The 25,973-nt window shown below is 50.9% G+C and carries 20 protein-coding genes; 7 read left to right on the forward strand and 13 right to left on the reverse strand.

The genetic code is table 11. The features are described from left to right. Nucleotides 1-81 precede the first annotated feature (81 nt). The 6 genes from WDY75_RS23885 to WDY75_RS23910 all read right to left on the reverse strand — a co-directional run bounded on the left by WDY75_RS23885 (nucleotide 82) and on the right by WDY75_RS23910 (nucleotide 10,087). A complete protein-coding gene (locus WDY75_RS23885) occupies nucleotides 82-2,526 on the reverse strand; it encodes a glycogen/starch/alpha-glucan phosphorylase (RefSeq protein WP_063478852.1) in 2,445 nt (814 codons plus the stop codon). A gap of 39 nt (nucleotides 2,527-2,565) precedes the next feature. After that, nucleotides 2,566-3,669, reverse strand: a complete 1,104-nt coding sequence (gene glgD, locus WDY75_RS23890) for a glucose-1-phosphate adenylyltransferase subunit GlgD (RefSeq protein WP_006208758.1) — start codon at nucleotides 3,667-3,669, stop codon at nucleotides 2,566-2,568. A gap of 13 nt (nucleotides 3,670-3,682) precedes the next feature. After that, nucleotides 3,683-4,864, reverse strand: a complete 1,182-nt coding sequence (locus WDY75_RS23895; protein WP_006208757.1) for a glucose-1-phosphate adenylyltransferase — start codon at nucleotides 4,862-4,864, stop codon at nucleotides 3,683-3,685. A gap of 448 nt (nucleotides 4,865-5,312) precedes the next feature. Further along, a complete protein-coding gene (locus WDY75_RS23900) occupies nucleotides 5,313-6,323 on the reverse strand; it encodes an MBL fold metallo-hydrolase (protein WP_063479763.1) in 1,011 nt (336 codons plus the stop codon). A gap of 259 nt (nucleotides 6,324-6,582) precedes the next feature. Then, on the reverse strand, nucleotides 6,583-8,250 hold the full coding sequence (locus WDY75_RS23905) for a response regulator (protein WP_063478851.1): 1,668 nt from the start codon (nucleotides 8,248-8,250) through the stop codon (nucleotides 6,583-6,585). Between the two features lie 7 nt (nucleotides 8,251-8,257). Continuing rightward, nucleotides 8,258-10,087, reverse strand: coding sequence for a sensor histidine kinase (locus WDY75_RS23910; protein WP_063478850.1), 1,830 nt, complete (start codon nucleotides 10,085-10,087; stop codon nucleotides 8,258-8,260). Between the two features lie 207 nt (nucleotides 10,088-10,294). On the opposite strand from WDY75_RS23910, the gene WDY75_RS23915 reads away from it, so the two are divergent. The 4 genes from WDY75_RS23915 to WDY75_RS23930 all read left to right on the forward strand — a co-directional run bounded on the left by WDY75_RS23915 (nucleotide 10,295) and on the right by WDY75_RS23930 (nucleotide 14,555). After that, the gene (locus WDY75_RS23915; RefSeq protein ID WP_082834310.1) at nucleotides 10,295-11,650 is read left to right on the forward strand and encodes an ABC transporter substrate-binding protein; all 1,356 of its coding nucleotides are present in this window, start codon (nucleotides 10,295-10,297) and stop codon (nucleotides 11,648-11,650) included. A 182-nt stretch (nucleotides 11,651-11,832) separates the two neighbouring features. Further along, a complete protein-coding gene (locus tag WDY75_RS23920) occupies nucleotides 11,833-12,234 on the forward strand; it encodes a ClpX C4-type zinc finger protein (protein ID WP_006208746.1) in 402 nt (133 codons plus the stop codon). Between the two features lie 527 nt (nucleotides 12,235-12,761). Further along, on the forward strand, nucleotides 12,762-13,646 hold the full coding sequence (locus tag WDY75_RS23925; protein WP_063478849.1) for a carbohydrate ABC transporter permease: 885 nt from the start codon (nucleotides 12,762-12,764) through the stop codon (nucleotides 13,644-13,646). A 15-nt stretch (nucleotides 13,647-13,661) separates the two neighbouring features. Beyond that, nucleotides 13,662-14,555 (forward strand): carbohydrate ABC transporter permease, encoded by an 894-nt coding sequence (locus WDY75_RS23930; protein WP_006208744.1) that lies wholly within the window; start codon nucleotides 13,662-13,664, stop codon nucleotides 14,553-14,555. Between the two features lie 165 nt (nucleotides 14,556-14,720). On the opposite strand, the gene WDY75_RS23935 is transcribed toward WDY75_RS23930, so the two are convergent. Then, complete coding sequence (locus WDY75_RS23935; protein WP_063478848.1) at nucleotides 14,721-16,445, reverse strand: proline--tRNA ligase; 1,725 nt, start codon at nucleotides 16,443-16,445, stop codon at nucleotides 14,721-14,723. A 370-nt stretch (nucleotides 16,446-16,815) separates the two neighbouring features. Next, the gene (locus tag WDY75_RS23940; protein WP_006208742.1) at nucleotides 16,816-17,121 is read right to left on the reverse strand and encodes an ArsR/SmtB family transcription factor; all 306 of its coding nucleotides are present in this window, start codon (nucleotides 17,119-17,121) and stop codon (nucleotides 16,816-16,818) included. A 481-nt stretch (nucleotides 17,122-17,602) separates the two neighbouring features. Between WDY75_RS23940 and WDY75_RS23945 the strand changes: the two genes are divergently transcribed. From WDY75_RS23945 to WDY75_RS23955, 3 genes are read left to right on the forward strand one after another with little or no spacing between them, the layout of a single operon-like run. After that, nucleotides 17,603-17,854, forward strand: a complete 252-nt coding sequence (locus WDY75_RS23945) for a ferrous iron transport protein A (protein WP_006208741.1) — start codon at nucleotides 17,603-17,605, stop codon at nucleotides 17,852-17,854. Next, nucleotides 17,851-18,597 carry a FeoB small GTPase domain-containing protein gene (locus WDY75_RS23950; protein WP_063478847.1) on the forward strand — a complete coding sequence of 249 codons (747 nt, stop codon included), beginning with the start codon at nucleotides 17,851-17,853 and terminating at the stop codon, nucleotides 18,595-18,597. Before WDY75_RS23945 ends, WDY75_RS23950 begins: the two co-directional genes overlap by 4 nt. Continuing rightward, entirely contained in the window at nucleotides 18,548-19,933 is a 1,386-nt protein-coding gene (locus WDY75_RS23955; RefSeq protein ID WP_063478846.1) for a nucleoside recognition domain-containing protein, read from the forward strand. The genes WDY75_RS23950 and WDY75_RS23955 overlap by 50 nt, the downstream gene beginning before the upstream one ends. Nucleotides 19,934-20,046: 113 nt before the next feature. Here the strand turns inward: WDY75_RS23955 and WDY75_RS23960 are convergent, their stop codons facing one another. From WDY75_RS23960 to WDY75_RS23980, 5 genes are all read right to left on the reverse strand, one after another. Next, nucleotides 20,047-20,931 (reverse strand): carbohydrate ABC transporter permease, encoded by an 885-nt coding sequence (locus WDY75_RS23960; protein WP_006208738.1) that lies wholly within the window; start codon nucleotides 20,929-20,931, stop codon nucleotides 20,047-20,049. Nucleotides 20,932-20,944: 13 nt separating this feature from the next. After that, the gene (locus WDY75_RS23965) at nucleotides 20,945-21,826 is read right to left on the reverse strand and encodes a carbohydrate ABC transporter permease (RefSeq protein WP_006208737.1); all 882 of its coding nucleotides are present in this window, start codon (nucleotides 21,824-21,826) and stop codon (nucleotides 20,945-20,947) included. Between the two features lie 93 nt (nucleotides 21,827-21,919). Beyond that, nucleotides 21,920-23,239: an extracellular solute-binding protein gene (locus tag WDY75_RS23970; protein ID WP_006208736.1), complete on the reverse strand. Its 1,320-nt coding sequence runs from the start codon at nucleotides 23,237-23,239 to the stop codon at nucleotides 21,920-21,922. 115 nt (nucleotides 23,240-23,354) lie between these two features. Continuing rightward, nucleotides 23,355-24,140: a response regulator gene (locus WDY75_RS23975; RefSeq protein WP_006208735.1), complete on the reverse strand. Its 786-nt coding sequence runs from the start codon at nucleotides 24,138-24,140 to the stop codon at nucleotides 23,355-23,357. A gap of 1 nt (nucleotide 24,141) precedes the next feature. Beyond that, nucleotides 24,142-25,908, reverse strand: a complete 1,767-nt coding sequence (locus WDY75_RS23980; RefSeq protein ID WP_063478845.1) for a sensor histidine kinase — start codon at nucleotides 25,906-25,908, stop codon at nucleotides 24,142-24,144. Nucleotides 25,909-25,973 lie beyond the last annotated feature (65 nt).

Genomic DNA, 25,973 nt, shown 5'->3' on the forward strand with positions numbered 1-25,973 from the left:
GAAGAACAATCCAATAGAGCACTTATGGATACCCCGCCAATCTCTATGACGGGGTTCTTTTTTTGTCAGAAAAATAGTAGACTACCTGTTCATACTGACCTTTACGGAAGCAATGTCCCAGATGTCGGATGCATAGCGGTGAATGGTATTGTCGCTGGAGAAATGACCCGAATGGGCAATATTGATAATTGACTTCTCGGTCCAGGCCCTGGCATTCAGATAGACGTCATCGATATCCGCCTGGGTCGCAACATAGCTGGAAAAGTCCTCCAATACAAAAAATTCATCATTGTGATCCAGCAGGGACTGCAGGATCTGACCGAATTCCAGCTCGTGACAGCAGAACGGGCCTGAGGATATTAATTGATCCAGCACACGGGCGATTCTCGAATCCTGCGCATACCTCTCTCTGGCTACATACGCCCCGGTCCGGTAATATTCCAGCACATCCGCAAGTTCCAGACCAAACAGGAACATATTATCTCTGCCCAGCAGCTCAAACATCTCCACATTCGCTCCATCCAGCGTACCGATGGTCAATGCGCCATTCATCATAAATTTCATATTACCCGTGCCGGATGCCTCCTTGCCGGCGGTTGATATCTGCTCGCTCACATCGGCAGCGGGAATAATCTTCTCGGCAAGCGAGACCGAATAATTCTCGAGAAACAGCACTTGAAGTTTGTCATTTACCTCCGAATCGTGATTAACGACATCCGCTACGACATTAATTAACTTGATGATGCTTTTGGCTAAATAGTAACCCGGCGCTGCCTTCGCCCCAAAAATGACGGTACGCGGTACACGATCTGCCCCCGGCTGATCCTTAATCTCGTTATAAGCATGGATGACACGCAAAATGTTCAGCAGCTGCCGCTTGTAGCCATGGAGCCGCTTAACATGGACATCAAATATCGAATCAGGATTAATCTGTATCCCTTGTTTATGGGCAATATAGTCCGCAAGCCGTTCTTTATTGCTCCGTTTGATTCGCTGAATTCCTTGCTGAAAGGCAGAATCCGTCTTTAATGACTGAAGCTGTATCAGTTGAACGGGATCCGTGATCCACGAGGTACCGATGCCTTCGCTGATGAGCTGGCTCAATCCCGGATTGCTGTGCATGAGCCAGCGGCGGTGGGTAATCCCGTTGGTCTTGTTGCTGAACCGCTCCGGATACAGCTCATATTGCGGTTTCATCACCTGCGTCTTAAGCAGTTCTGTATGCAGAGCTGCTACGCCGTTCACATGATAGCTTCCCACGATGGCCAGATTGGCCATTCGTATTTGATCGCTCTCCACAATCGCGAGCTGTGATATACGCTCTTGGTCGCCTGGATAACGATCCAGCAGCATGCTGCAGAAACGTTTGTTGATCTCTTCAATGATCCTGTAAACGCGAGGTAGCAGCTCCCTGACCATACCAGCCGGCCATTTTTCCAATGCTTCGCTCAGCAGGGTATGATTGGTATAGGACACGGTCCGGCTCGTAATGTCCCAAGCCTCATCCCAACCCAAACCCTTGTCGTCAACAAGAATCCGCATCAGCTCGGGTATGACCAGTGTAGGGTGTGTATCATTAATATGAATTGCGACATATTCCGGCAGCTCACGATACATCAGCCCCAGCTTGTCAAACGTTCTGAGGATGCTCTGAACCCCCGCGGAACAGAGAAAGTACTGCTGCTTCAGCCGCAGAAGCTTGCCTTCGTAAGCCGAATCATCCGGGTACAAAAATTCCGATATGGATTCAACCGACCTGTTATATTCTAAAAATTTATAATAGCTGTTATGTTGATTGGCCGTACGGATTCTGGACAAATCCGTTGCCGATTCGGCGCTCCACAGGCGCAATGTATTCACCTGCCCCTCGCCATAACCGATCACAGGCACATCATAAGGGACGGCCAGAACACGTTCGTAGTCCACCGTGTGAAACACCGTTCGTTCTTCCTGCATACCGATTTCCACATGACCCCAGAAGCGTACTTCCACCGCTTTGTCCGCCCGCCGCTCTTCCCAGACGTTACCCCGCTGGAGCCAATTGTCAGGCAGCTCAACCTGATAACCATCAATAATCTTCTGTTCAAACAATCCATACTTATAACGAATCCCGCATCCATGGCCTGCATAACTCAGTGATGCCAGCGAATCCAGAAAGCATGCTGCAAGACGCCCAAGCCCCCCGTTGCCGAGACCTGCATCCGGCTCCTGCTCCTCAATCTCTTCCAAATTCCAGCCCAGCTCCAGCAGACCGCTCCGGACCATGTCCAGCACGCCGAGATTCAGCAGATTGTTTCCCATCAGCCGCCCGATCAAAAATTCCAGCGAGAAGTAATATACTTGTTTCTGCGCTGTATCCCGGTAGGTCCGATTGGCTGCCGCCCATTGCCGTCCGACATACTCCCGGATCATGCCCCCGAGTATTTTATAAACATCCTCAGGCGCTGCTTCCTCAAGCCCCTTCCCCAAACGACTCACCAATTGCTCCGTAAAGACCTGCTTGAATGTTTCCTTGTTGTTAAACAAAAGAAAGTTCCTCCTGACGGACTCGTTTTATTTTTGATATCAGATGGAGATGTCCTTGGCAATTACAAAGGGCTTGCGAAAATCGCCCTGAAGTTTATGATCCCGCGAGATGATCACGTCTTTATCGAGTATGACGTTCTCAAGCCTTACGTTTTCACCAATAACGCACTTTTGCATAATAATCGAATTGTGAATGCTCGCACCTCTTTTTACCTGTACCCCTCGAAACAGAATGCTGTTCTTGACTTCCCCATCGATCTGACAACCGTTGGCTACCAACGCATTGCTTACATCGGCGGAGTTCAAATATTTTGCCGGAACCTCGTACTTGATTTTGGTGTGAACAGACTGCTTGCGAAACAAGCTGTTGTATGCCGTGGGGTTGAGAAGATTCATGCTGGTGCGGTAATAGCTTTCAAGCGAGTTGATCACCGCATGATATCCGCGATATTCGTACCCTGCAATATTCAGCTTATGACGGTTGCGCATGATCGCATCCCGAAAGAAATTGCTGCCGCCATGGGCTATGCAATGATCCGCCATCTCAAGAAACAACGATTTCTCCATCACAAACAATTCCATGTAGACCCCATCGTGCTTGTGTTCGTAATGAATGTCCGTTACGATGCCATCCTCGTTGACATCCAGGTGTGTGCAGGAACGATGCTCATCTCTCGGCTTATCCACTCTTGTGTATACCAGTGTTACATCAGCGCCCTGCTCCAGATGGTATTCATACACCTCGTTCAAATCGACCGTACTGATATGCTGACTGCCGGAATGCACGATATATTTTGCAGCCCCCCGCTCAAAGAAATCCAGATTGTTATAAATATGTCGCAGCTCGCCGGCGGACACATCCGTCTCATCATTCCAATCCGGTGGAAGGATGAATAAGCCGCCCCGCTTACGATGCATATCCCACGGACGACCTTCACCGAGATGATCCATCAAGGATCGGTATTTCCGGCGAACGAAGAGCGCGATATCCTGGATGCCGGCATGCATCATGTTCGACATCACAAAGTCAATCAAGCGATACCTGCTCGCAAAAGGCACAGCCGCACCGCAGCGGTAATACGTCAATTCATTCAGCACATCCCGTTCATGCTCCAAATTAATAATCCCCATGAGTTCTCTCATCTGCGATCCCGTCCTAACCTTGATTAATGTGGGACGAAGACGATTGAAGCAGCTTCAGCACGTCTTCATCATTACCGCTTACAAGCACGATCTGGGATGGATCTTCCGGAGGCGGACCGATGGTTGTATGGTCTTCAATGACCATATCCTCGGTCACGATGGCACGGTGTATGCGAACATGGCTGCCAATACGCACCTTGGGCATGATAACCGAATCGGTGATGACACTGCCTTCCCCTATCTCAACGCCATAAAAGAGGACCGAGTGCTCCACCTCGCCGCATACGGTGCAGCCTTCATTAATCATGCTGTTCCGCACGACCGCGGTTGGCGAAATATACTCTGCCGGCTGATTCGGATTCCGGGTATAAATCCGCCATAACGGATCGTTTAAGTCCAGCTTGGGCTTCTCGCTGAGCAGATCCATATTGGCTTCCCATAGGCTTTGGATCGTGCCGACATCCTTCCAATACCCGTCGAATGGATAGGCGTACAGCGTTTTCCCATCATCCAGCATATTCGGCAGAATGTCTTTGCCAAAATCATGGCTCGTTCCTGGAAGCTCCGCATTCTGCAGTAAATAGGATCGCAGCAGCTTCCAGCGGAACAGATACACGCCCATGGAAGCTGTAGTGCTCTTGGGCTGTGCCGGCTTCTCCTCGAATTCATAAATCCGGTAGTTCTCATCCGTATTCACCATGCCGAACCGCTTCGCTTCGTCCAGACTGACTTCAATGACCGAGATGGTGCAATCGGCATCCTTCTCCTTGTGGTAAGCCAGCATGCGGTCGTAATCCATTTTGTAGATGTGGTCTCCTGATAAAATGAGGACGTGCTCGGGATCATACTGATCAATAAACTTGAGGTTACGGAAGATTGCATCTGCCGTCCCGCGGTACCAGGTAGTCCCGTCTTCGCGTTCATGGGGCGGCAGCACGAATACGCCCCCATTCAGCCGGTCCATATCCCAGTCGCTGCCTACACCGATGTAGGAATGCAGCACCAGCGGCTCATACTGCGTGAGCACACCGACGGTGTCAATTCCAGAATGGGAGCAGTTGCTGAGGGGAAAATCAATAATCCGGTATGTACCCCCAAAATAAACAGCCGGCTTCGCCAGTGTCTTTGTCAGACCCTTCAGCCGTTTGCCTTGACCTCCTGCGAGCAGCATGGCAACCACATCTTTTTTCTTCATGGCAGATTCTCCTTTTCAGGGGCTTATGAGATACGAATCCTATAACATGAAAATTGCAGATTGAAACCCAAGTGATGGAGTAGATCATGGTGGTCAATGATTAAGACTAAAGATGATACAAGAGGGAATGCTTGCGCTTATACAGCACAGGTAACATTAAATATATGCGGGTTATTAGAAAACTCTGACTCCGGATAACGAAGGATCCCCCTAAGTTGAAGCGCTTTCCTATTCTAAGAATGTACTCTGCTGCAGTCTTACAGGGGATGTACCTACCAAGCATCCAGACGCAGCGGTTCGGACGCTTTTTCCCGGGGTATCCCATAGCGGATGCTCCACAACGTATCCCTTCTGATCTATTAAACAAAAAACCGCCCTTTCTACGCATGATGGAAGCAAACGTACAAGCAGACGGTTTATTCATGTCTTAATTATATCAGGAATGCCGCTATTTCCGCACAGAAAAATAGCACATTCCGTCCTCGTGTTCCACCATCTCGGCTTCCCTGCGATCGGTGAGCTCGGCGAGATGGGCAAGCGCTTCGCACATGGCAAAGCGCAGCTGGTGGATGCCGAGCTTATCGCCGAAGAGGGCGGTGCAGACCTCGAAGGCGGTTAGCCGTCCGGCTGCGCCCAGCATGCCGGCGATTGCCGTCAGGCGCTCCTCGTGATGAACGAGGAGCGTGTCGATCCGTTCACGGACATGCGTGAACGGGTGGCGGTGTCCGGGATACGCAGTCCGGACATGCAGTTCCCGCAGGCGGCGCAGCCCTGCGAGGAAGAGCGCCAGCGGCCCGGCGTCGCTGCCGGGCAGCAGGCTGACGTTGGGCGAGATTTGCGGCAGCACAGCATCGCCGCAGAGCAGAATGCCGCTGTCGGCATGGAAGAACGACAGATGCCCCGGAGCATGGCCTGCGGTTTGGACCGGTATCCATATCCGGCTCCCCATCCGGAAAGGCAGGTCCTCCCCGATGTACGAGACTTGCGGCTGCGGCGTAACTTGGGGGAAGAAGCTGTTCAGATGCTCCGGCAGCTGGTCAAGCCAGGATTCCGGCATGCCATGCAGCCCAAAGAACGACGGAAGCGCGCTGTCCATAGTAGAATCCGGGCCCCACATCAGCATCGCTTCCTGATGGGCACGCTCGGACATCCAGACCTTCGCACCGGTGCGCTCCTGAAACCATCCGGCCAGCCCATAGTGATCCGGATGATGGTGAGTCAGCACAATCGAGACGATGTCGCTGATTCCGATATCGAGCTGCTCCAGCGCAGCCTGCCATTCCTGCTCCGAGGAGTCCGTACGCGGGCCTGGGTCAAGGATGGTGACACCATCATCTCCCCGCAGCACATAACTGTTCACCCAGCGCAAAGGATTAGACAGCGTAATCTTCACCTGACTGAGCTGATGCTCTTCTATATGATTAATCCCGGGGATTTGTCCCTTCTCTTCCTGATTCATCGTAGATGCAACCTCCATCTGCATTGTGGCTTCAAAACCTGACCCTTTCATCATAAGCTTGTAATCGGGATATGTATACAAAAGGCTGAGCTCGTTGGGAGCGGTGTTCAAAGAAGAAGGCACCCCCGTATGGCCCATACCATCTTGGAGATGCCTTTTCTTTAGCGCCCCTCCAAGTCCCTCACAGGGACTTGCACCGCCGCCGACTTCCTTCCACACACCCTTTTTCCCCAGGCTCATCCTTCCACTCCACTCCAACTCAATGAACGCTCGACTTATACTGGGAAGGGGTAACACCGGTCCACTTCTTAAAGGTGGAGCTGAAGTGCCGCTCCTCCTGATAGCCGACCAGGCGAGCGACGGCGTAGATTTTCAAATTCTGCTGAAGCAGCTCCTTGGCTTTCTCAATCCGGTATTGATGCAGGTAATCCAGAAAATTGACGCCGAGCTCCTGCTTGAACAGGGAGCTTAAATAAGTATTGGAGATATAAGCCTCGCGGGCGACCGCCTCCAGTGTAAGGTTGGTATTGTATTTCTCCTTGATCAGCTCCAGTACGGACTGCACCGTACGGTGCAGGATACGGTTGGAGGAGCAGGCTTCCACAAGATGCTGCATGATTTTTTTCACGATGGTAGCCAGCTCTTCCAATGTCTCTACTTGCGGCAGCTGTTCCATCGAATTCACCAGTTGGTTCTTCCACTCAAACGCCCCGATCCGGTGCTCCTTGGCGATTCTTTGCAGACTGATCATAAACGTTGTCGCCCGCAGGTTCACCTCCTGCTTGCTGTAATGGGATTGTGTCTTAAACATCTCCAGCCATGCGTCCAGTTGATCAAGTGCCTGCTCGAAACTTCCATGCCGCAAGTAATCCAGCATCTCCATTTCACATAAGTCAAATCTCTCATTATCCAGAATGGATGTGGACTCCGTACTATTATCATATCCGCTATCTTCGCCCCGCAGCTTCTCGGAATAGAAGAACACGCCGCCTCTGCCTTGATAGAAACGGGACTCCATCGCCTGAACCGACTCCTGATAGGAATCGTGGGCCTGATTGATCGATGCCTTCCATGAACCTAGTGCAATACTGACGGTCATCTTTAAATATTTCTCCAAATTTCCCTGCAGCATCCGGATTTGGGGCTCTAATCTTTCTTGGGACGGAGCCGTGATCAACGATGTGTTGGCCGAGCCTCTTCTGCCCCTCTCCGCCATGCTGGCGACCCACAACAGATCGTTGCCTTCCTGGAACACTTCGATCCGCCCGCCATATACATTGTCCAGTGTTTCCTTCACAATGTTAACTGCCGCGTAGCGAAGAAGAACGACATCCCGTTCATCCAACGGAATTTGAGACGTATCCACGCGAATTAGTCCTACCTGAACACCTGCATTCTGGATATCCATCTGCAGCTCCAGCATGAGTCGGCCCCTGTCCTCCAGCGGAACAGCGGGATACCGTGTCCATTGGGACAGGACCTGACTCTTCATTAATGGAATGTTGCGGTTCCAGGATTGGTCCCTTTCCTTAAGCCTGGATTCGCGCGCTTCCTGGAACTCTGCCGCCTTCTTAGCCTCCAGCACTGTCCTAAGAATCTCTTCCGGGCGGCAAGGCTTCAGTATAAAATCGGAAGCACCAAGTCGAATGGCTTGTTTGGCATAACTGAATTCATTATATCCGCTAAGAATGATCGGCCTGAACTTAAACCCGCGAGACTGTGCCTGTTCGATCAGTTCCAGTCCATCCATATGGGGCATCCGAATATCCGTCAGCAAAATGTCCGGGCTGCAGCTTTCCATGATTGACAACGCCTCGCTGCCGTTTCCCGCTTCCCCGCAAATGACAATCCCGTGGGATTCCCAATCAATTAACCGCACCATTCCCTCTCTTACCGATATCTCATCTTCCGCTATGAGCAGTTTCATAAACAGATCAATCCCCTTTCCTCTCCAGATGGATGACGGCACAGGTTCCTTTACCTTCCCTGCTATCCAGTTCAAGGTAGGCACCGGATTGGAACAATCTCAGCCGATCCTGAATATTCAAAAGCGCGAACCCGGTTCGCAGCTCATCTTCCTTAGCCTCCAAACTGCGGTTCTCCACCCGCTGCAAGCCGGAAAGCAGCTTATGCAGCTGCGACTCTGTCATCCCGATCCCGTTATCCAGCACCTCCAGCACCACCGAATTGTCAAACCCGTACGCCTTCAGGGTAATAAAACCGTTCCCGTTCAGCGGCTCAATCCCGTGTATGATCGCATTTTCGGCCAGAGGCTGCAGAATAAGCTTGGGTATCATAAAGGAGGAAACCTCCTCGGCAATCTCAATCGAAAAATCAAACCGGTCCATAAAGCGGCGCTTCTGTAAAAATAAATAATTCCGCACCAGCTCCATTTCCTGTTCAATTGTGAAGAAATCCTTGCCGTCGTTCAGACTGAGCCGGAATACCTGGGATAAGGAGTACACCATGTCCGCTATATCCTTCTCACCCTTTCTCTCGGCCGTCCAGCTGATCGTATTCAGTGTGTTGTATAGAAAATGGGGGGATATTTGCGCTTGCAGCGTTTTCAGTTCCGCTTCCTTCTGCTTTAACTGCGTAGCATACACATCATCGATTAATACCTTGATCCGCTGAACCATCGCATTGTATCCGGTCCCAAGCTCCCCGATCTCATCCTGTCCGGTAAAATGCACCCGCTGCGTAAAATCCCCCGTCTGGAGCTTGCGCATGGAGCGCGAAAGCTTCATCAGCGGCTTCGTAATCATATTGGACAACAACCACGTGATGACAAGACTAATCAAGAAACAAAGAACCGCCACGGCGACCGTCAGCTGTCCGATCCGTCCCAGCTCACTCACCAGCTTCTCCCTTGTATTGACCACAACGACATGCCAGCCCGTACTTGGAGAAATCGTCTGTGTAATCATCCAATCCGGCGATTCCTTCCACAGCCCCAGTCTCTCTTCCGTTGAGAACCTTGTTTGAGCCGCTTTCGTCCCGTTATAGGGTAGCTCTGTGTCATATTTTCCGATCCAGCGCTGATCCGTAGCTGTAATGATGAGCCCGTCTTCGCTAATGACAAACATCTCGGTTGCAAGCGTGGGCTGGCCCAGATACAATCGGCCGATACGGGCTGCGTCCACGCCAATCATAATCAGCCCTGCCGGTTTCAAGTTATAGATGTTGCCGATGACGCGCGACAGAACGATTTTGTGATAATGATCCCCGACAAAAATATCGTCCGACGGCTTCACCAACCCATAGACGGGACTGCCCTTAACCTTGAGCGCAGCTTCATAATAGGGACCCTCCATAAAATGGGACAATGTCATCGCACTCGTAATTCCCGCCTGATTGGTTGCAAACGGTTCCAAATGTTCGTAGCCGGGTTTGAGCGTGTATAATATCATCGATTGGATGGAATCGCTGGCAACCATCATATTGGAGATGGTTTTGAAAGCTTTTTGCCGTTCCGCAGGTTGATAATCGGATTCCAGCAGTCTCTGTATCTCATCATCCAAAAAGAGGTTGTTGGAGAAAAACAGCATTTCTTTTGCGACACTGTCGATCTGATCGGCTGTTTTTTGAGTGAGCTGATTCTGGGTCTGCTTCATCTTGTCCATCACTTCATTGGACGATATTTCATAAGCGATCCATCCCATAGCAACGATAGTTGCCATCAGAAGCGGAACGAACCAGAACAGCAGCTTAAACCGGATCGGCATGCCGGCATACCACCGCTTGTATCGTGGGGTGTCCTTCATGAATGCAATCACCTGTTTTCAGAAGAATATGTGAAGGATTGAAATTACTGTTATTATAGCGGATTCCTTCTGCAAAAAGTTGCGCTCCACCCCAACACCTGAAAAATGCATACATCCATCTGAAATTTTCGGCATGTTGCACACTTCCTCTGCCCGGTATGATGAATCTTGCAAGCTGAAAAATATCAATAAAGGTGGGTTAACCAAATGAAACCTATGAGATTATGGCTGCTGACCGTTATCATGGCTGTCCTTCTGGCAGGCTGCGGCGGCTCCGGCGGAACCACTGCAACCGACCCGGGATCGAATCCGAAACCGGATGAAGCCGGTACAGATCAAGGCACGAAGACCGAGGAAGCAGTAACATTGAAGATGTTCACAGCTTATGCCGACCGCGCGAACGGCCCGGGAAAAATAGAACAGGAAATCATTGATGCCTACATGCAGGAAAACCCGAATGTCAAAATCGAGGTTGAGGCATTGCAGGATGAGCCGTACAAAGCAAAAATCAAAGTGTATGCCTCCACGAACCAGCTGCCGGACATTATTCAGGCATGGGGACAACCATCCTTCCTCTCCCCGCTGCTCGACAACGACATGCTGCTCGAATTGAATCCGGCTGACTTTGATGGGAGTCATTTTGTTGCCGGTTCGGTTGACGGCTTCAGCAAAGATGGAAAAATGTACGGGATTCCCCGGAATACGGACTATGCCGTTCTCTATTACAACAAGAAGATTTTTGACGATAACGGCTTGAAGGTGCCCACCACGGTGTCGGAGCTGCTGGATGTCGTGAAACAGCTGCGGGCCAAGGACATTAACCCTGTAGCGATTAACGGGATGGAAGGCTGGACGCTGCCGATTATGTTCGATTACTATGCACAGCGTGCAAGCGGCGATTTTACACTCATGGATAAAGCCTTTAACGGCGAAATTTCTTTTACGGATCCCGGCCTTATTCAGGGGGCAACAGATATGCTGGCTTTTGCTGAAGCCAAAGGCTTTGCAGATGGCTGGCTGACAGCTGATTACGGCACGGCCAGAAATCTGTTTGGACAAGGACAGGCGGCGATGTTTTTCATGGGGAACTGGGAAGCGAGCTTGGCTACCGATGAGAACTTCTCCGAGGAGTTCCGTCAAAATGTCGGCGCCATCTCCTTCCCTGCATCCGACAAGGGCGCGCAAACGGACATTGCAGCATGGTATGGCGGCGGTTACGCCATCTCCAAGAACACCAAGCATGCGGATGCTGCTATCGCATTCATGAAATACTTCTTCACACCGGATAACTGGCCGAAAAAAGTATGGCAATCGGGCGCAGGCACGCCAGCGCAAAAGTTCGACCCATACTTAACAGGTGAAGAGACCGAGCTGCAGAAGCAGCTGATCGATATTTTCACCAATATGACATCGTCAGCCGGCACGCCGCTTCAGGACATTTCCAGCGATGAATTCAAGCAAAAATCGATGGAAATCCATCAGCAGCTGCTGTCTGGCAAAATCACGCCAGAGCAATTCGCCAAGGATCTGGATGCCGCAGCTGCTAAAGCAAACGGCAAATAATAATAATGAAAAAACAGGAGCGTTCCAGCAAGGTCTATCAGACCGGTGGGTGGGGCGCTCTTTTTTTCGTCTTGAACAAATTTTTATATGAGACGAAGGATTTTTTTACCTTTGTATGGAATAAATATACTTAGATCTGTTTACATTTGTAAACATAATCAATAAAGGAGGGTGAAATAAGCATGGATCAGGAGTTCCGCAAGAAGATGTTTCGGGGAGCCAAGATTGAAGACACCATCCTAGAGCTGGAGAAGCTGAGCCTGTTATGCGAGAGCTACATGGACAAGAGTGAATCCATTGACCGTCAACGGTTCTATGAAGGAATGGCTATCGCCTATACCACCGTCGCTCTAAAGCTGAAAGGAGAGTTTGATTATATTGATCGGGACGTGATCGGTCATCTCTACGAAGCAGCTGCACATAACAAACCCCAGGAACCATCAGCACCTGTTCATACCGGGTCTTGCTCATTCTGCAATCGGAGCAAGGATGAAGTCGGACCATTGGCTCTCGGACCTGGAGTGTCCATCTGTGGGGAATGCCTGGAATTTGGCAAAGAAGTCATGGGAGCGCCACAACCCTGATTCTAAAATTCACCTTGTAACTAGAAGGATCAAGCTTTTTGTCCAGTCGGTTGAATGGGCCACGATTCATCCTTGCCAGCATTCGATGTAGATACTTTAAAAAGAATCCTCCTTTTGCGATCTAACAGATCGATGAAAAGGGGGTTTTTGCTCTGCCGTTTAGCGCATGAACATCCCCTATTTACAGGTTTATCATCCGGTAGATGATAACCACCCTTTCGTCTTGGTCGCATAGGCCGCGAATGAAGGTTTCGATTCTTCAGATGAAGAACGCTGTTTTTACGAATTCCCGTTCTTGATTTGTTTCGCCGGGGATCTTGACTCTCTCGCCGTCATTTCAGGAATCGGAGGCTAATCTGCGTTGTAATGGTCTGATAAAACAACCTCTGAAAAATGAATACACTCATCGTAAATTTCCGGCATGTTCACTGCCCTCCGCGCTCGGATACGATAGCAGTATCGGATATTGGGGGCTGCGGAAAGCATTCGGCCCCCCAAGTTTATGAAGAACGGAGATGTTGAACACCATGCACAAAGTACTCAGTGACAAAAAAGCGATCTTTCTGCTCATCGCTCCGGGCTTGATCTTGTTTATATTCATGATCTGCATCCCGATTTTCATGAGCGCTTATTACGGCTCCACCGATTGGAGCGGCATCGGTCAATACCAATATGTGGGCCTGAGTAATTATAAGGAGATCCTGTTCGAGGATCCTGTATTTTGGAATTCGCTCTGGAATGCACTGCTGCTCACGGCTGCCACGCTTGTGATTCAGCATCCGATTGCCATCCTGCTCGCCATCTTCCTTACGCATTGCGGTAAATACGAGAAGATATTCCGGACCATTTTTTTCATCCCCGCCGTCATCTCGATTGTCGTCACCGCCAAGCTGTGGAGTGGCATTTTCCATCCTAACTACGGATTGCTCAACAAATTCCTTGAGGGCATCGGGCTCGGCGTATTGAAGCATGACTGGCTCGGCGATCCGAACACCGCCATCTGGTGCATTATTGTGGTTGTCATGTGGCAAGGGTTTGGATATGCGCTGCTGCTGTACTACTCCGGCCTTCAAGGTATTCCCAAGGATTTGGGGGAAGCCGCCAAAATCGATGGTGCAACCCATACACAGCTGTACAGCCGGATTATGATTCCGCTGCTGGCTCCCATGATGCGGGTAGCCATCATCATTGCGGTCACCACCTGCCTTAAACAGATGGAAACCGTATTTCTGATGACGAACGGCGGACCAGCCAACAGCACGCAGTTCTTGGGCAACTATATTTACAAAGTCGCTTTCTCCTCATCCCTTTATGGATACGGGAATGCCATTTCGGTGCTGTTCATCGTGTTCTGCCTGATTCTTACGGTTGTGCTGAATAAAGCTTTGAAAAAAGATGTCGGGGAATTTTAAAAGGAGGGGTTACCGTTGTTTTCAACCATACAGCCATCAGCTCAAAAACCGCAGACTAAACCTGCTTCAAGCCGGATTGTCCGGCGCAGCCCCTGGCCTAGACTAGCACTGTTTGCATTTATGATCGTTGTTGCCTTGATCCAGCTCTTCCCATTAATCTGGCTGGTCGATTACTCACTGCTGAAGAGCGGGGATTTCTTCGGAAAAAACTTTCTGGTATGGCCCGATCCGCCCCAATGGGCAAACTATAAAAATGCGTTCACCTATGGTCGTGTGCCATTATTCTTCTTTAACAGCCTGCTGGTTACCGTTATCACGGTTGCGGCTTCGGCCGTGCTGGCACTCATGATGGGTTATGCCTTTACCCGGATGAAATGGAAGCTGAGCGGCTTCTTTCTCGGTTTCGTCATGCTTGGTATGATCATTCCGATTCACGCCACGCTGCTGCCGAATTTCATCCTGTTTCACAAGCTGGATATGCTGAACAATCTGTTTACCTTGATTCTTCCTTACACGGCAATTGTCATTCCGATCAGCATGTTCATCATGACCGGGTTTCTTGAGACCATTCCCCGCGCCATTGAAGAATCGGCTGTGATGGATGGCGCCGGTATATTCGGCGTTATCTTTAAGATCATCTTCCCGATCACGAAACCGGCAATCGCCACGATCTGTGTGCTGAATTTTATCAGTACGTGGAATGAGTTCATTATGGCCAACACCTTCCTCACCAGCGAGGACATCAAAACGATCCCCTTCTCCATCATGAAGTTTGCAGGAGAGTACTCCTCCAATTACGGTGCGCAATTTGCCGTTATGACCATCATCGCTCTGCCAACCATTCTGATCTATCTCCTCTTCACCGAGCAGATGACCAAGGGCATTACGGCGGGAGCAGTGAAGGGATAGGTCCTGTCTGGATGAAGCAGCAACCTAGAACCCTCGGAAGGCTGCAAGTCCTCTCACATTAGACCCCCCCTGAAATCATGAGAGAGACAAACCTGAGGTTTGCTCCTTCTGTTTCAGGGGCGTTCTGTTTCATATATAAGTGGGTCTCATTGCGGAATTCATTCCTCAATCCCGTACCCGGGCAGCTGCCTCGCACGCACGCTGGATGGCTGCCGCGGCCGGGAGATTGACCTTAACTCCGTCTTCGCCCATCCATTCGACCTCGCCGGAAGCCGCGCCGCGTCCAATGATCAGGCGCTGCGGAGCGCCTGCGAGATCGGCATCCTTGAACTTCACCCCGGCACGCTCATCACGGTCATCCAACAGCGGCTCCAGACCCGCCTTGATCAGCTCCTTGTATATATGCTCAGCCAGATTCATCTGGGCCTCATCCTTAACCGCAACAGGAATAACGTGAACCTGGAACGGAGCTACGGACATCGGCCAGACCAAACGCTCCCCCGAAATCCGCTGCTCGGCGATGGCAGCCATGACGCGGGAAACGCCGATACCATAGCAGCCCATAATAAGCGGTTTCTCCCGTCCATCGGAATCGAGGTACATGCCATTCATAACTTCGCTGTATTTCGTCCCCAGCTTAAAGACATGACCCAGTTCGATCCCGCGATGAAACTGAAGCGGAGCGCCACAGCGCGGACAAGGCTCTCCTTCCTTCACATTCCGGAAGTCGCCGATGTATTCCAGTGAGAAATCTTGCCCGGGGCGAACCCCCTTCAAATGAACATCAACCTGATTGGCTCCTGTTATGCCAGCTGTCATAGAGGCGACTTCGTAATCGACGAGTACTTTCAGTGACAGGCCTACCGGTCCCGCAAACCCTACCAGAGCTCCCGTCGCCTGCACCACTTCTTCGGCGCTCGCCAATTCTGCAAGCTCCGCCTTCAAGTAGGATTTCACCTTGGTTTCATTCGCTTCACGGTCACCCCGGATCAGCACGGCATACAGCTGGCCGTCCACTTGATAGATCAGTGTCTTGATCAATTGCTCCGGGCCCACTTGAAGAAAGTCCGTCAGTTCCTGGATGCTCTTCACATTCGGTGTGACTACCCGCTCGATGGCCGAATCGCCGTCGACCTTCACCGAATCCACGCTGCCCTGCCTCGCTGGAACGACGGATTCGGCACGTTCCAGATTCGCCGCATAACGGCAGTCTCTGCAGGATACAACGGTATCCTCGCCAATATCTGCAAGCGCCATAAACTCATGGGTCTCTCCTTGTCCGCCGATGGCACCGGCATCCGCTTCCACCGCCCGGAACGTCAGACCGCAGCGCTCAAAGATTCGTTCATACGCTTCATACATGCTCCGGTAGGACACATCCAGGCCCTCCCAGTCCCGGTCGAAGGAATACGCATCCTTCATCAGGAACTCCCTCCCCCGCAGGAGGCCAAAGCGCGGACGCCGCTCGTCCCGGTACTTGCTCTGAATCTGGTACAGATTGACCGGCAGCTTCCGATAAGAGGAAATTTCTTGACGCACAATCGACGTGATCACTTCTTCGTGGGTCGGTCCGAGCACAAACTCCCGGTCATGACGGTCATGCAGCCTGATAAGCTCCGGACCGTAAACGTCGTACCTGCCGGATTCCTTCCACAGCTCAGCAGGTTGTACTGCCGGCATCAGCATCTCCTGTGCTCCTGCCGCATCCATTTCCTGGCGGATAATCCCCTCGATCTTTCGCAGGACCCGCCATCCGAGCGGCAGATACGAGTAGATCCCTGCCGCCGTCTGACGGATATAGCCGCCACGGAGCATCCATTGATGGCTCAGCGCCTCCGCCTCGGACGGCATATCCCTCATCGTTGTCATCAATAATTGGCTTTGCCGCATGTTCCTCATACTCCTTTTTCATCCATGAAATTACCTGCCGAACGCAAAAAAGCACATCCGCCTCCTAGGGACGAATGTGCTCGTGGTACCACCCTGATTCGATCTTGTCCGACGTATAAACCAATCTTCCAAGAAACTCAATGCGGCGGTAACGGGCCCGGGCCGGCACCGCTTGTTCACGGCGCAACTACAAGGTAGGAAGAACGCAGTCGGACGGTTGGAAGCCTTTCAGCCAAGGGCTTCTTCTCTGTCACGCCGAGGGTTGCAATTCTCATGTCCTTGATGATCGTTATTCACGGGAAATTCATTTTCCAATACATTACAGCCGGGAAACCGCAATGTCAAGCACAAATAGGCCGGGCCCCTTTATTTAATGGGCTATATGGTCCAGCACTTGCTGCAGTATGCCGATGACATGCTCATCTTCATACGTGTAATAGTATGTATTGCCATCCCTGCGGTACTTCACCAGTCTCAAGCTGCGCAAATAGCCGAGCTGATGGGATACCGCCGACTGGCTCATGCCAAGCACCTCGGCGATATGGCCGACAGGACACTCCTCTTGCGACAGCAAGTGGAGAATCCGGATTCGCGTCGGATCCGATATGGCCTTCAGAAGACGTGACGCTTCCATGGCCTGGTCTTCATGCAGCAGCTCATGGTGCTCTTTTTCCATAAACTTATCCCCTCTTCTCCGTGATACCTTAACAATTTCGCGGGCATCCCGCGACACTCCTGCCTAAAGCTCGGAGCCCCGGTGTCTTTTGCCAAGGGCAATCCTGCGTTATTAAGCCCCTTTGCTATAGAGCCAATCATACTTGCCACACAACCGGTAGCCCAGATGATCTTCCTTACCTTAAGCTCCGTTACATCCACGAATCGAAAGCCTGCAGCGACGACTCTCTTTTTCAACACCACTTTACCGTACTTGACCGCTTGTTTCAATTCATAACCAAATATCGGGTCTCCCTGGCACCTCAGCCTGCGACTGACCCATGAGGACCTCCCGGCTGTTAAAACGTAATGTCCAAGCCACCTCTCAATAAATTGGATAAATCCAGTTGACAATACACGCATTCGGTCATACTATAGGCATAAAGTTGCTTCGAGGAAACAATATATGCTCGGCCCAATTTATTAGGGAGAGGTTAAACTTTATGGATGAGACAAAACATCTTCAGCATTTGCAGCAGGCAACGCTCGGAGAGCGCTTCCTGATTGAAAAGGTGGATATCCGTGGAGAGCATAAACGGCGGCTTCTGGACCTCGGATTTGTTCCGGGTTCCGTGATTGAGGTTCTGAAAGCCAGTCCGCTCGGTGATCCCACCTCTTATAGAGTAGCAGGTACCGTCATTGCATTAAGAAAAGAAGAAAGTCAGTTAATCTGGGGTAAGGTGATGTCATCATGAGAACTTATACCGTTGCGCTGGCGGGAAACCCGAACACGGGAAAAAGCACGCTGTTTAATGCCCTGACCGGCCTAAAGCAGCACACCGGCAACTGGTCCGGCAAAACGGTCAGCCTGGCGAGCGGCAATTATGAATACAAGGACACCCGCTTCCGGTTTATCGATCTGCCGGGAACGTACTCCTTGTTCTCCAACTCTGCGGACGAAGAAGTGGCGCGTGATTATATTATTTTCGAGAAACCCGACGTTACGCTGCTGGTCCTGGATTCAACCGCTCTGGAAAGAAGTCTTAATTTGGCGCTTCAAGTGCTGGAAATGACCGATCGGGTCATCGTATGCCTTAACCTGATGGATGAAGCGAAGAAAAAAGGCATCAAAATTGACGCCCGCAAGCTAACGGATCAGCTCGGCGTTCCTGTCATTCCGATATCGGCCCGAAACAATGACGGACTGGACACCTTGTCCGAGCAGCTGCTTCTCATGTGTACAGGACAGACTCGGACGACACCCTACCGGATGAAATACAACGAACAATTGGAGTCTCAGATTTCCAGGCTCGAGTCTGAATTAAGGGACATCTTTGGGGGTGAATATCCCGCCAGATGGCTTGCGATCCGCTTTCTTGACGGAGATCAGAAGCTGATTGCAACACTCAAGCACAGATTATCGGTTTCGGATAAAGGAGGGATGACACATGGAGCAGCTCAAGCGCTTGGAAGCTCTAACAGCGGCCATTCCTGCTGAGCAGGTAGAGGATGTACGAGAAGACATCGTAGGCGAGTTGTTCAAAAAATCGCGCGAGCTGTGCAGTGACGCCGTGACCGTGACCAACCGGGAGCTTCTGTACCGTTCCGAGCGGCTGGACCGCATCTTCACCTCCAAGCTGTGGGGATTCCCGATTATGCTGGCCATGCTTGGCATTATTTTTTACTTAACGATAGCCGGGGCTAACGTGCCATCTTCCATGCTGGCGAGTTTCTTCGGCTGGATTGAAGGATACCTGACCTTGGCCTTTCAAGCGCTTCATGCTCCGGATTGGCTCCATGGGATCCTGATCCTTGGATTGTTCCGGGGTACCGCCTGGGTCATCAGCGTGATGCTGCCTCCGATGGCCATCTTCTTCCCGGCTTTCGCTCTGCTCGAGAATTATGGCTATTTGCCACGGGTTGCGTTTAACCTGGACCGTCTGTTCAAAAAAACGGGAGCACACGGCAAGCAGTCCCTTACCATGGCGATGGGATTCGGCTGTAATGCTGCAGCCATCATGTCCACCCGGATCATTGAATCGCCGCGTGAGCGGATGCTCGCCATCCTGACAAATAACTTCGTGCCCTGCAATGGACGCTGGCCTACGCTGATCCTGCTGGCCTCCCTGTTCATGGCTGCAGGCTTTTCAGGTGGAGCCCAGACACTCGTGACCGCTTCCGTTGTCATGGGCATGGTGCTGATCGGTGTCGTTGTCACACTCTCGGTATCATGGGGGTTATCCAAAACCGCTTTGAAAGGCGTTCCTTCCCATTACACGCTGGAGCTGCCTCCATATCGGAAACCTAAAATTCTGAATACCATTCTGCGGTCTACCCTGGATAAAACCATCTATGTCCTGCGCAGAGCCGTTATCGTAGCGGCACCCGCAGGTGTGCTGACCTGGATTCTCGCCAACATTCATATCGGCGATTCCAGCATTTTGCTTCATTTTGTTCATTTTCTTGATCCGTTTGCCCAAGCACTCGGACTCGACGGCTTCATTCTTATGGCCTTTATTATCGGACTTCCTGCGAATGAGATCGTGCTGCCGATCCTGCTCATGGGGTATTTGGCTACAGGTTCTCTCACTGAGGTTACCGATATGTTTGCCCTTAAGCAGATCTTTCTGGATCAAGGCTGGACCTGGCTGACCGCTCTTAACATGATGCTGTTCTCACTGCTTCACTATCCGTGCGGAACCACGCTCGTCAACATCTGGAAGGAAACCAAAAGCGCCAAGTGGACGTTCCTGTCCTTCGCCATCCCGACCGCAATCGCGATCGGTGTCACGTTCATTGTTGCGCAGGTGGTCCGGGCGCTGGGCTGGGTTTAAGTATAACAATAGCATGTACAATAATAACAACGAGCCGCGTCAAGAAAATTCTTGGAGCGGCTCGTTGTTATTTTCTCTATCTGCATGTTATGAAACCCTATCCTATCCCAACTTTAACCTTTAACCGAACCTGCGGCGATGCCTTCCACGATTCGATCACTGAGGAAGAGGAACATCAGCAGGATTGGCAAGATACTGATCATCAAGGTTGCGCCAATGGCGCCCCAATCGGTGGTGTACTGTCCGATAAAGTTCTGAACGCCCACCGTCAGCGTCTTAAACATGTCCGAGCTAATGAAGGTGTTTACAAATATGAATTCATTCCAGTTGTATATCATATTGATGATGGCTGTCGTTGCCAGAACCGAGCCCGTCATCGGAAGAACAATCCGGAAAAAGACCCGATGAACCGAGCAGCCGTCCATCACCGCCGCCTCTTCCACTTCCTTCGGCAGCGTATAATAGAACCCCAGCAGAATCATAATCGTAATCGGCATGTTGAAAGCCACGTAGGACAATATCAAAGATATCGGATGGTCCGTCAATCCCACTTTGTTAAAAATGCTGAACAGCGGGATCAAGGTGGAATGCACCGGTATCATCATCGCAACCATAAACAATCCGAGGACAAAGGAACTGCCCTTCCACTTCATTCTTGTAATGGCAAACGTAACGAGGCTTCCCAGGATGACCGTGAGCGCCGTCGCTGCAACGGTAATCCAAACGCTGTTCAGGAAATATACGCTTATATTTCCTGCGCTCCATACCTTCTCGTAATTCTCCCAACGCGGATTCATCGGGAGGGACAGAGGAGGCAGATCGAATACTTCCTGGTTGTTTTTTAATGAGAACAGCAGCAGCCATACGAGCGGAAACAACTGAAATACGGCTACACCGATCAGCACGACATACAGCAGCATGTAGCCAAGCTTGCGTCCCGCTCCATTACCGGATCGGGCACGCCCTTCCTGGAGCTGTCCTGTGGCTCCGGATATCATGAAGCATCCCTCCTTATGAATATTGGATCGTTTCTTTTGATGCCGTTAATTTACGAATGACCCACGTTACGATCAGGCAGATGACAAGCAGGAAGAACCCGATGGCGCTGCCGTAACCGAAATCATAAGCGCGGAAAGCCGTGTGATACATATAGGACGCCATCACTTCACTCGAGCCGTTAGGCCCCCCGTCTGTCATGACAAAGATCAGATCAAAGTACTTCAGGGAACCTACCACCGCAAGCACGATCGTAACCTTGATCACTTCCATGATGAGCGGAAGTTTGATTCTGAACGCGATCTGCATGGAGGTTGCTCCATCGATTTTAGCTGCCTCCACAAGCGAAGCCGGAATATTCTTTAATGCCGCATAATAGATCAGAATATAGAAACCCGCATACTGCCACAGAATTGGAATAAACAATGCAAACAATACGAGTGACGGCTCGGCAAGCCATGCCGGCGGATTCGATATCCCGATGGATTCCAGGAAGCTGTTCACAATCCCGTTGGTCGGATGATAGATGCGAAGCCACAGCTGGGCAATTGCAACCGATGACAACAGCATCGGGATCAGATAGATTTTACGGAACAGGTTGGCGCCTTTGATCTTCGAGGCCAGCACCATCGCTACAGCCAGATAGATAATAAGGCTGGCAGCCGAGAATACGGCTAACAGCAAGGAGTGCCATGCGCTGTCCCAAAATTTCCCGTCCGTAAGCAGAGCCTGGTAGTTATCGAGTCCGATAAAGGTCATCGCGCCGATTCCGTTCCATTCGTTCAGTCCGTAATAAGCGGTCAGGATGATGGGAATGTAGACAACGGCCATAATGACAAGCAGAGCAGGCAGTACATACAGCGCGATGATTTTTTTGTTGGACATCACTTTATCCAAAGTGTCCGACTCCTTTCTTCTTATCGTCTTGAGGAAAGATTATCCGGCAATAGCTGCCGGATAATCAGGTCCTGTTTCTTGGTTGTCTGAGTCTTATTTGCCTTTGGTAATCACTGCATCATGCTCTTCGGAGAATTTCTCCGGCGTTACGGCTTTACCGAAGAGTGCCTGGATCATGTTCAGATGCGTTTCAGCGGCATTGGCCTCCATTTGAACGTCTGCGAACAGCGTGATGCTGCTGGCCTGGTTCATTTCATCAAACAGATCAATGTACAGCTGTGGAAGCTCCAGGGTGGATGTATCGACTTTGGTTGCTGGAATGACGCCTGCTCCTGTAACCGATTGTTCGCCCCATTTGGTTACGAAATACTCAACAAACTTCTTGGACTCCTCTTTCACCTTGGAGTTTTCGCCGATGAACAAACCTACGCCCGGTCCACCTACCCAGCTGTTGATATCGCCTTTTCCGCCTTCAACCGTCGGGAACTTGAAGAATCCGACACTGTCGCGGAACTCTTTCGGGATCTCCTCATTTGTTGTAAAGTTCGGCAGTTCCCAAGTGCCCATCATATACATCGCTGCTTTGTTGTTCAGGAATTCGGATTTGGCTTCCTCGTTGGACAAGCCGTTGAATCCTTTGACAAATGCGTTGCTGTCCACCAAAGATTGAACCTCGGCGGCCGCCTTTACAAGCGATTCATCCTTGAAAGAACCGGCACCGCTAATCGCATTGGCAAGCGCTTCTTGCCCGCCGATCCGGTCTGCCAGATACATGTACCACAGGGATCCGGTCCAGCGATCCTTATTCCCGAGTGCAATCGGGGCAATCCCGTTATCCGAGAGCGTTTTCACGATTGTCTTGAATTCCTCGTAGGTTTGTGGAACCTCCAGGTTAAACTGTTCAAAAATCGCTTTATTGTAATATACGGGAGCGATATTGAATTCTAGTGGAAGCGCATACGTTTTGCTGTCAATGGCATAAGCTTCGGTGGTACCGGCTACAAACTTGCCATTCAGCTGACCCTCAAGCAAATCGTCTACAGGAGCAAACAGATTGCCTTCGACATAAGGTTTCAGGAATCCGGCTGCCCAGGTTACTCCAACGTCCGGAAGCTCATTCGAAGCAGACAGCACTTTCAATTTGTTTTTATACTGCTCATTATCCAGTACTTCCTGTTTGATCGTAACGTTAGGGTTTTCCTTCTGATATTCTTCGATAATCTGATTCACAATTTTGTTCTGTCCGGCGGATACGCCAGCTGGCCACAAGTGCATGAAGTTCACCGTAACTTTATCGCCTTCGCTGCCACCGTTGCCGGAATCTCCTGTGCTGCTGTTGTTAGATCCACAACCAGCCGCTACCAGAGCGAGACACAATGTCAGAAGCAGAACCGTCCATTTTTTGTTGAACACGTTTACAACCCCTTTTCTAGTATGCTGTTCGCGTAATGAAACCGCTTTAATCAAATTGTATCAGTGAGGGGATGATTCTATAAGGTCATAACGATTGGGACTAATTCCACTATTATTAGATTTCTTCTCCGCTGTCCGATACGCTCTGGCGATATTGGCTCGGGCTTACTTCCTCAAGGTCGCGGAACACTTTCACAAAATATTTTGACGTCTGGTAACCCACCTTCTCCGCAATCTCTGAGACAGGCAGCGCTGTGCCGGCCAGCAGCTCCTTGGCCCTCTGCACTCTGCGGCGCGTCATATATTCACTGAAGGTGAGCCCTGTCTGCTCTTTAAATAACACGCTGAAATAGCTGGAGTTCAGGTGCAGCACCTCGGCCACTTCCTTCAGCGATACCGAATCCTGGAGATGCAGGTCTACATACTTCAGTGCTTCCTGCACCTGGATGCTGTATCCCTTATCCTGCTGTGCTGCCTCCAGCAGTTTCGGATCCACCAGTTTCTCCATTCGCTCAATCCGTTCTAGTTTATCCCCGCGCTCGAGCGCTGACTCTACTGCGGCTACCAGTTTTCGTTTATCCAGCGGCTTCAGAAGATAATCCACCACCCCGTACTGCAGTGCTTTACGGGCATAATCAAATTCCGAATAGCCGGATATCACGATGATGACCGGGGGATGCTCTAATTCATGCAATCTTTCAATAAGCTCAAGTCCTCCAATCTCAGGCATGCGGATATCGGTCACCACCAGGTGAGCCACTTGCTCCTGCAGCCACTGGAGCGCCTCTACACCGCTTGCAGCCGTTGTTATCCGGCAGCGGCCGGATGACCAAGCCTCCAGCGTCTTCCTTACGCCTTCTCTCGTTCTCGGTTCATCATCAACGATCAGTATCGTTTTCATGCTATTCCCCCTCCCCCTTTATGGCCGGAAAATCATTCGGTATTTCAAATGAGATGGTGGTTCCCTGACCAACCACGCTGTCAATGTGCAGACCGGCTTGCTCGGAAGCGTAGTACAGCCGGATTCGCTGCTCTACATTGGCAAGGCCGACCCCGCTGTTTTTAGAGGATGCCGCATAACCTTTTTCCATCGATGAATAAAGAGTGGCTACCGTTTCCTCGTCCATGCCGGGACCGTCATCGGTAATTGTGATGACCGTGTATCCCGGATGATCAGCAGCTTGTGCACGCACGATTACGGTGCCTGGACCCAGCCTCTGCTCCACCCCGTGCAGAATCGCATTCTCCACGATTGGCTGAATCAGCAGCTTTGGAATCGGCACATGACGGCTCGCTTCATCTGCCTCAATTCTCCAGGACAGCCTGTCCAGCATCCGCATTTTCATAATCATCAAATAACGCTCCGCATGGTCAAGCTCATCCCGGATCGATACCCATTCATCCTCGTCTTTTCTGTTGATAACGTAACGGAACAATCCAGACATCGCGACCACGATTTGAGCCAGTTCCTCTTCCCCCTGATCATCCAAGGCCCAGTAAAACGCTTCCAAAGTATTGAAAAGAAAGTGCGGATTGATCTGCGCTTGCAGAGCCTTAAGCTCCGTTCGGCTCTGAATAATCTCCTTCTCGTATACAACCTCGATTAATTCGTTCAGCGAGTCAACCATCTGGTTGTACGAATTGTTAAGCTCATTGATCTCCATTGTCTTCGAGGTGACCGGAATCGGTTTAAGGGTTCCCAGCCTTACGCCGCGCATGGCTTTGATCAGATTCAAAATCGGACGGATGATCATGGTGGTCAGGATAAAGCTTAAGAATAGAAACAGCAGCGCACCGACGCCCCCGGATACGATAATCGCGGTCCGCAGTACCGCTATGCCTTCGGTAGTATAATCCACAGGCGTCAGGATGACCAGGTTCCACCCTGTCGCCTCCGACTGCTTCTGTACGGCGATGAAGTCCTCATTGCCAATGGCAACCGTCTCCCCTTCACGATGCAGAACATCCTTCGCGTCCACCGCTGTCGCAAAATCCGATGATATTTCATTTCCCGCCTGATCAAACAGCCCCATCGTTTCACGCGAATCGCCAGCCGTGCCGCCAGTGGAATCAGCAAGCGCAAAATAATCCTTCTCCAGCTTCACAAGCAGGTATCCGCCATGGGCAAAGGAATGGTCAATCAGCCGGATTCTCCGAACAGCCACCACCACCTCCGGGTCCTTCGGATCCTGTCCGAACCAAACCAGCCTCCCCTTTCCCGCATCGGCCGCCAAGATCCAATCGACCCCGACCCGGCTCGTCAGACTGCCTTCATCCAGCGGAAACAGCCGCCGGTAGTCCGTCGTATATAATTCAAGTGAACGAATGCCTGTAGCGTAAGATTCATATTTGCGGACCTCCTGCTGGAGCGATTGCCGTTCTCCGAAGCTGATCGGCTTGCCAGCAGTTTCCTGTGCCAGATAGCGCTGAACCGTTGCGTTGGTAGAAATTTGCGCCGTGAGTGTATCCACCTGCTTGAGCAGCGCATCCAGCTTGCCTGTTGCCTGCACAGCCGTCTGCTGAATATGCTTCTCGGCGCTGTTGCGCAGCAGTACGGATACCTGGTCGTATACAAAAACCCCGACTAATGCCAGCACAATGATCATCACCAGCATAAATCCAAGGAAGATTTGATTCCGCAGTGTATTCAGCCTGCCAAACCTGTTCAAGTTCTCGCACTCCCTTTCGACTAGGAACTGTTATTCACTATACACAATCTTGCCGAAGTTAGGGA

This window comes from Paenibacillus glucanolyticus, from assembly GCF_037333485.1.
Classification (GTDB): Bacteria; Bacillota; Bacilli; order Paenibacillales; family Paenibacillaceae; genus Paenibacillus_AQ; species Paenibacillus_AQ glucanolyticus.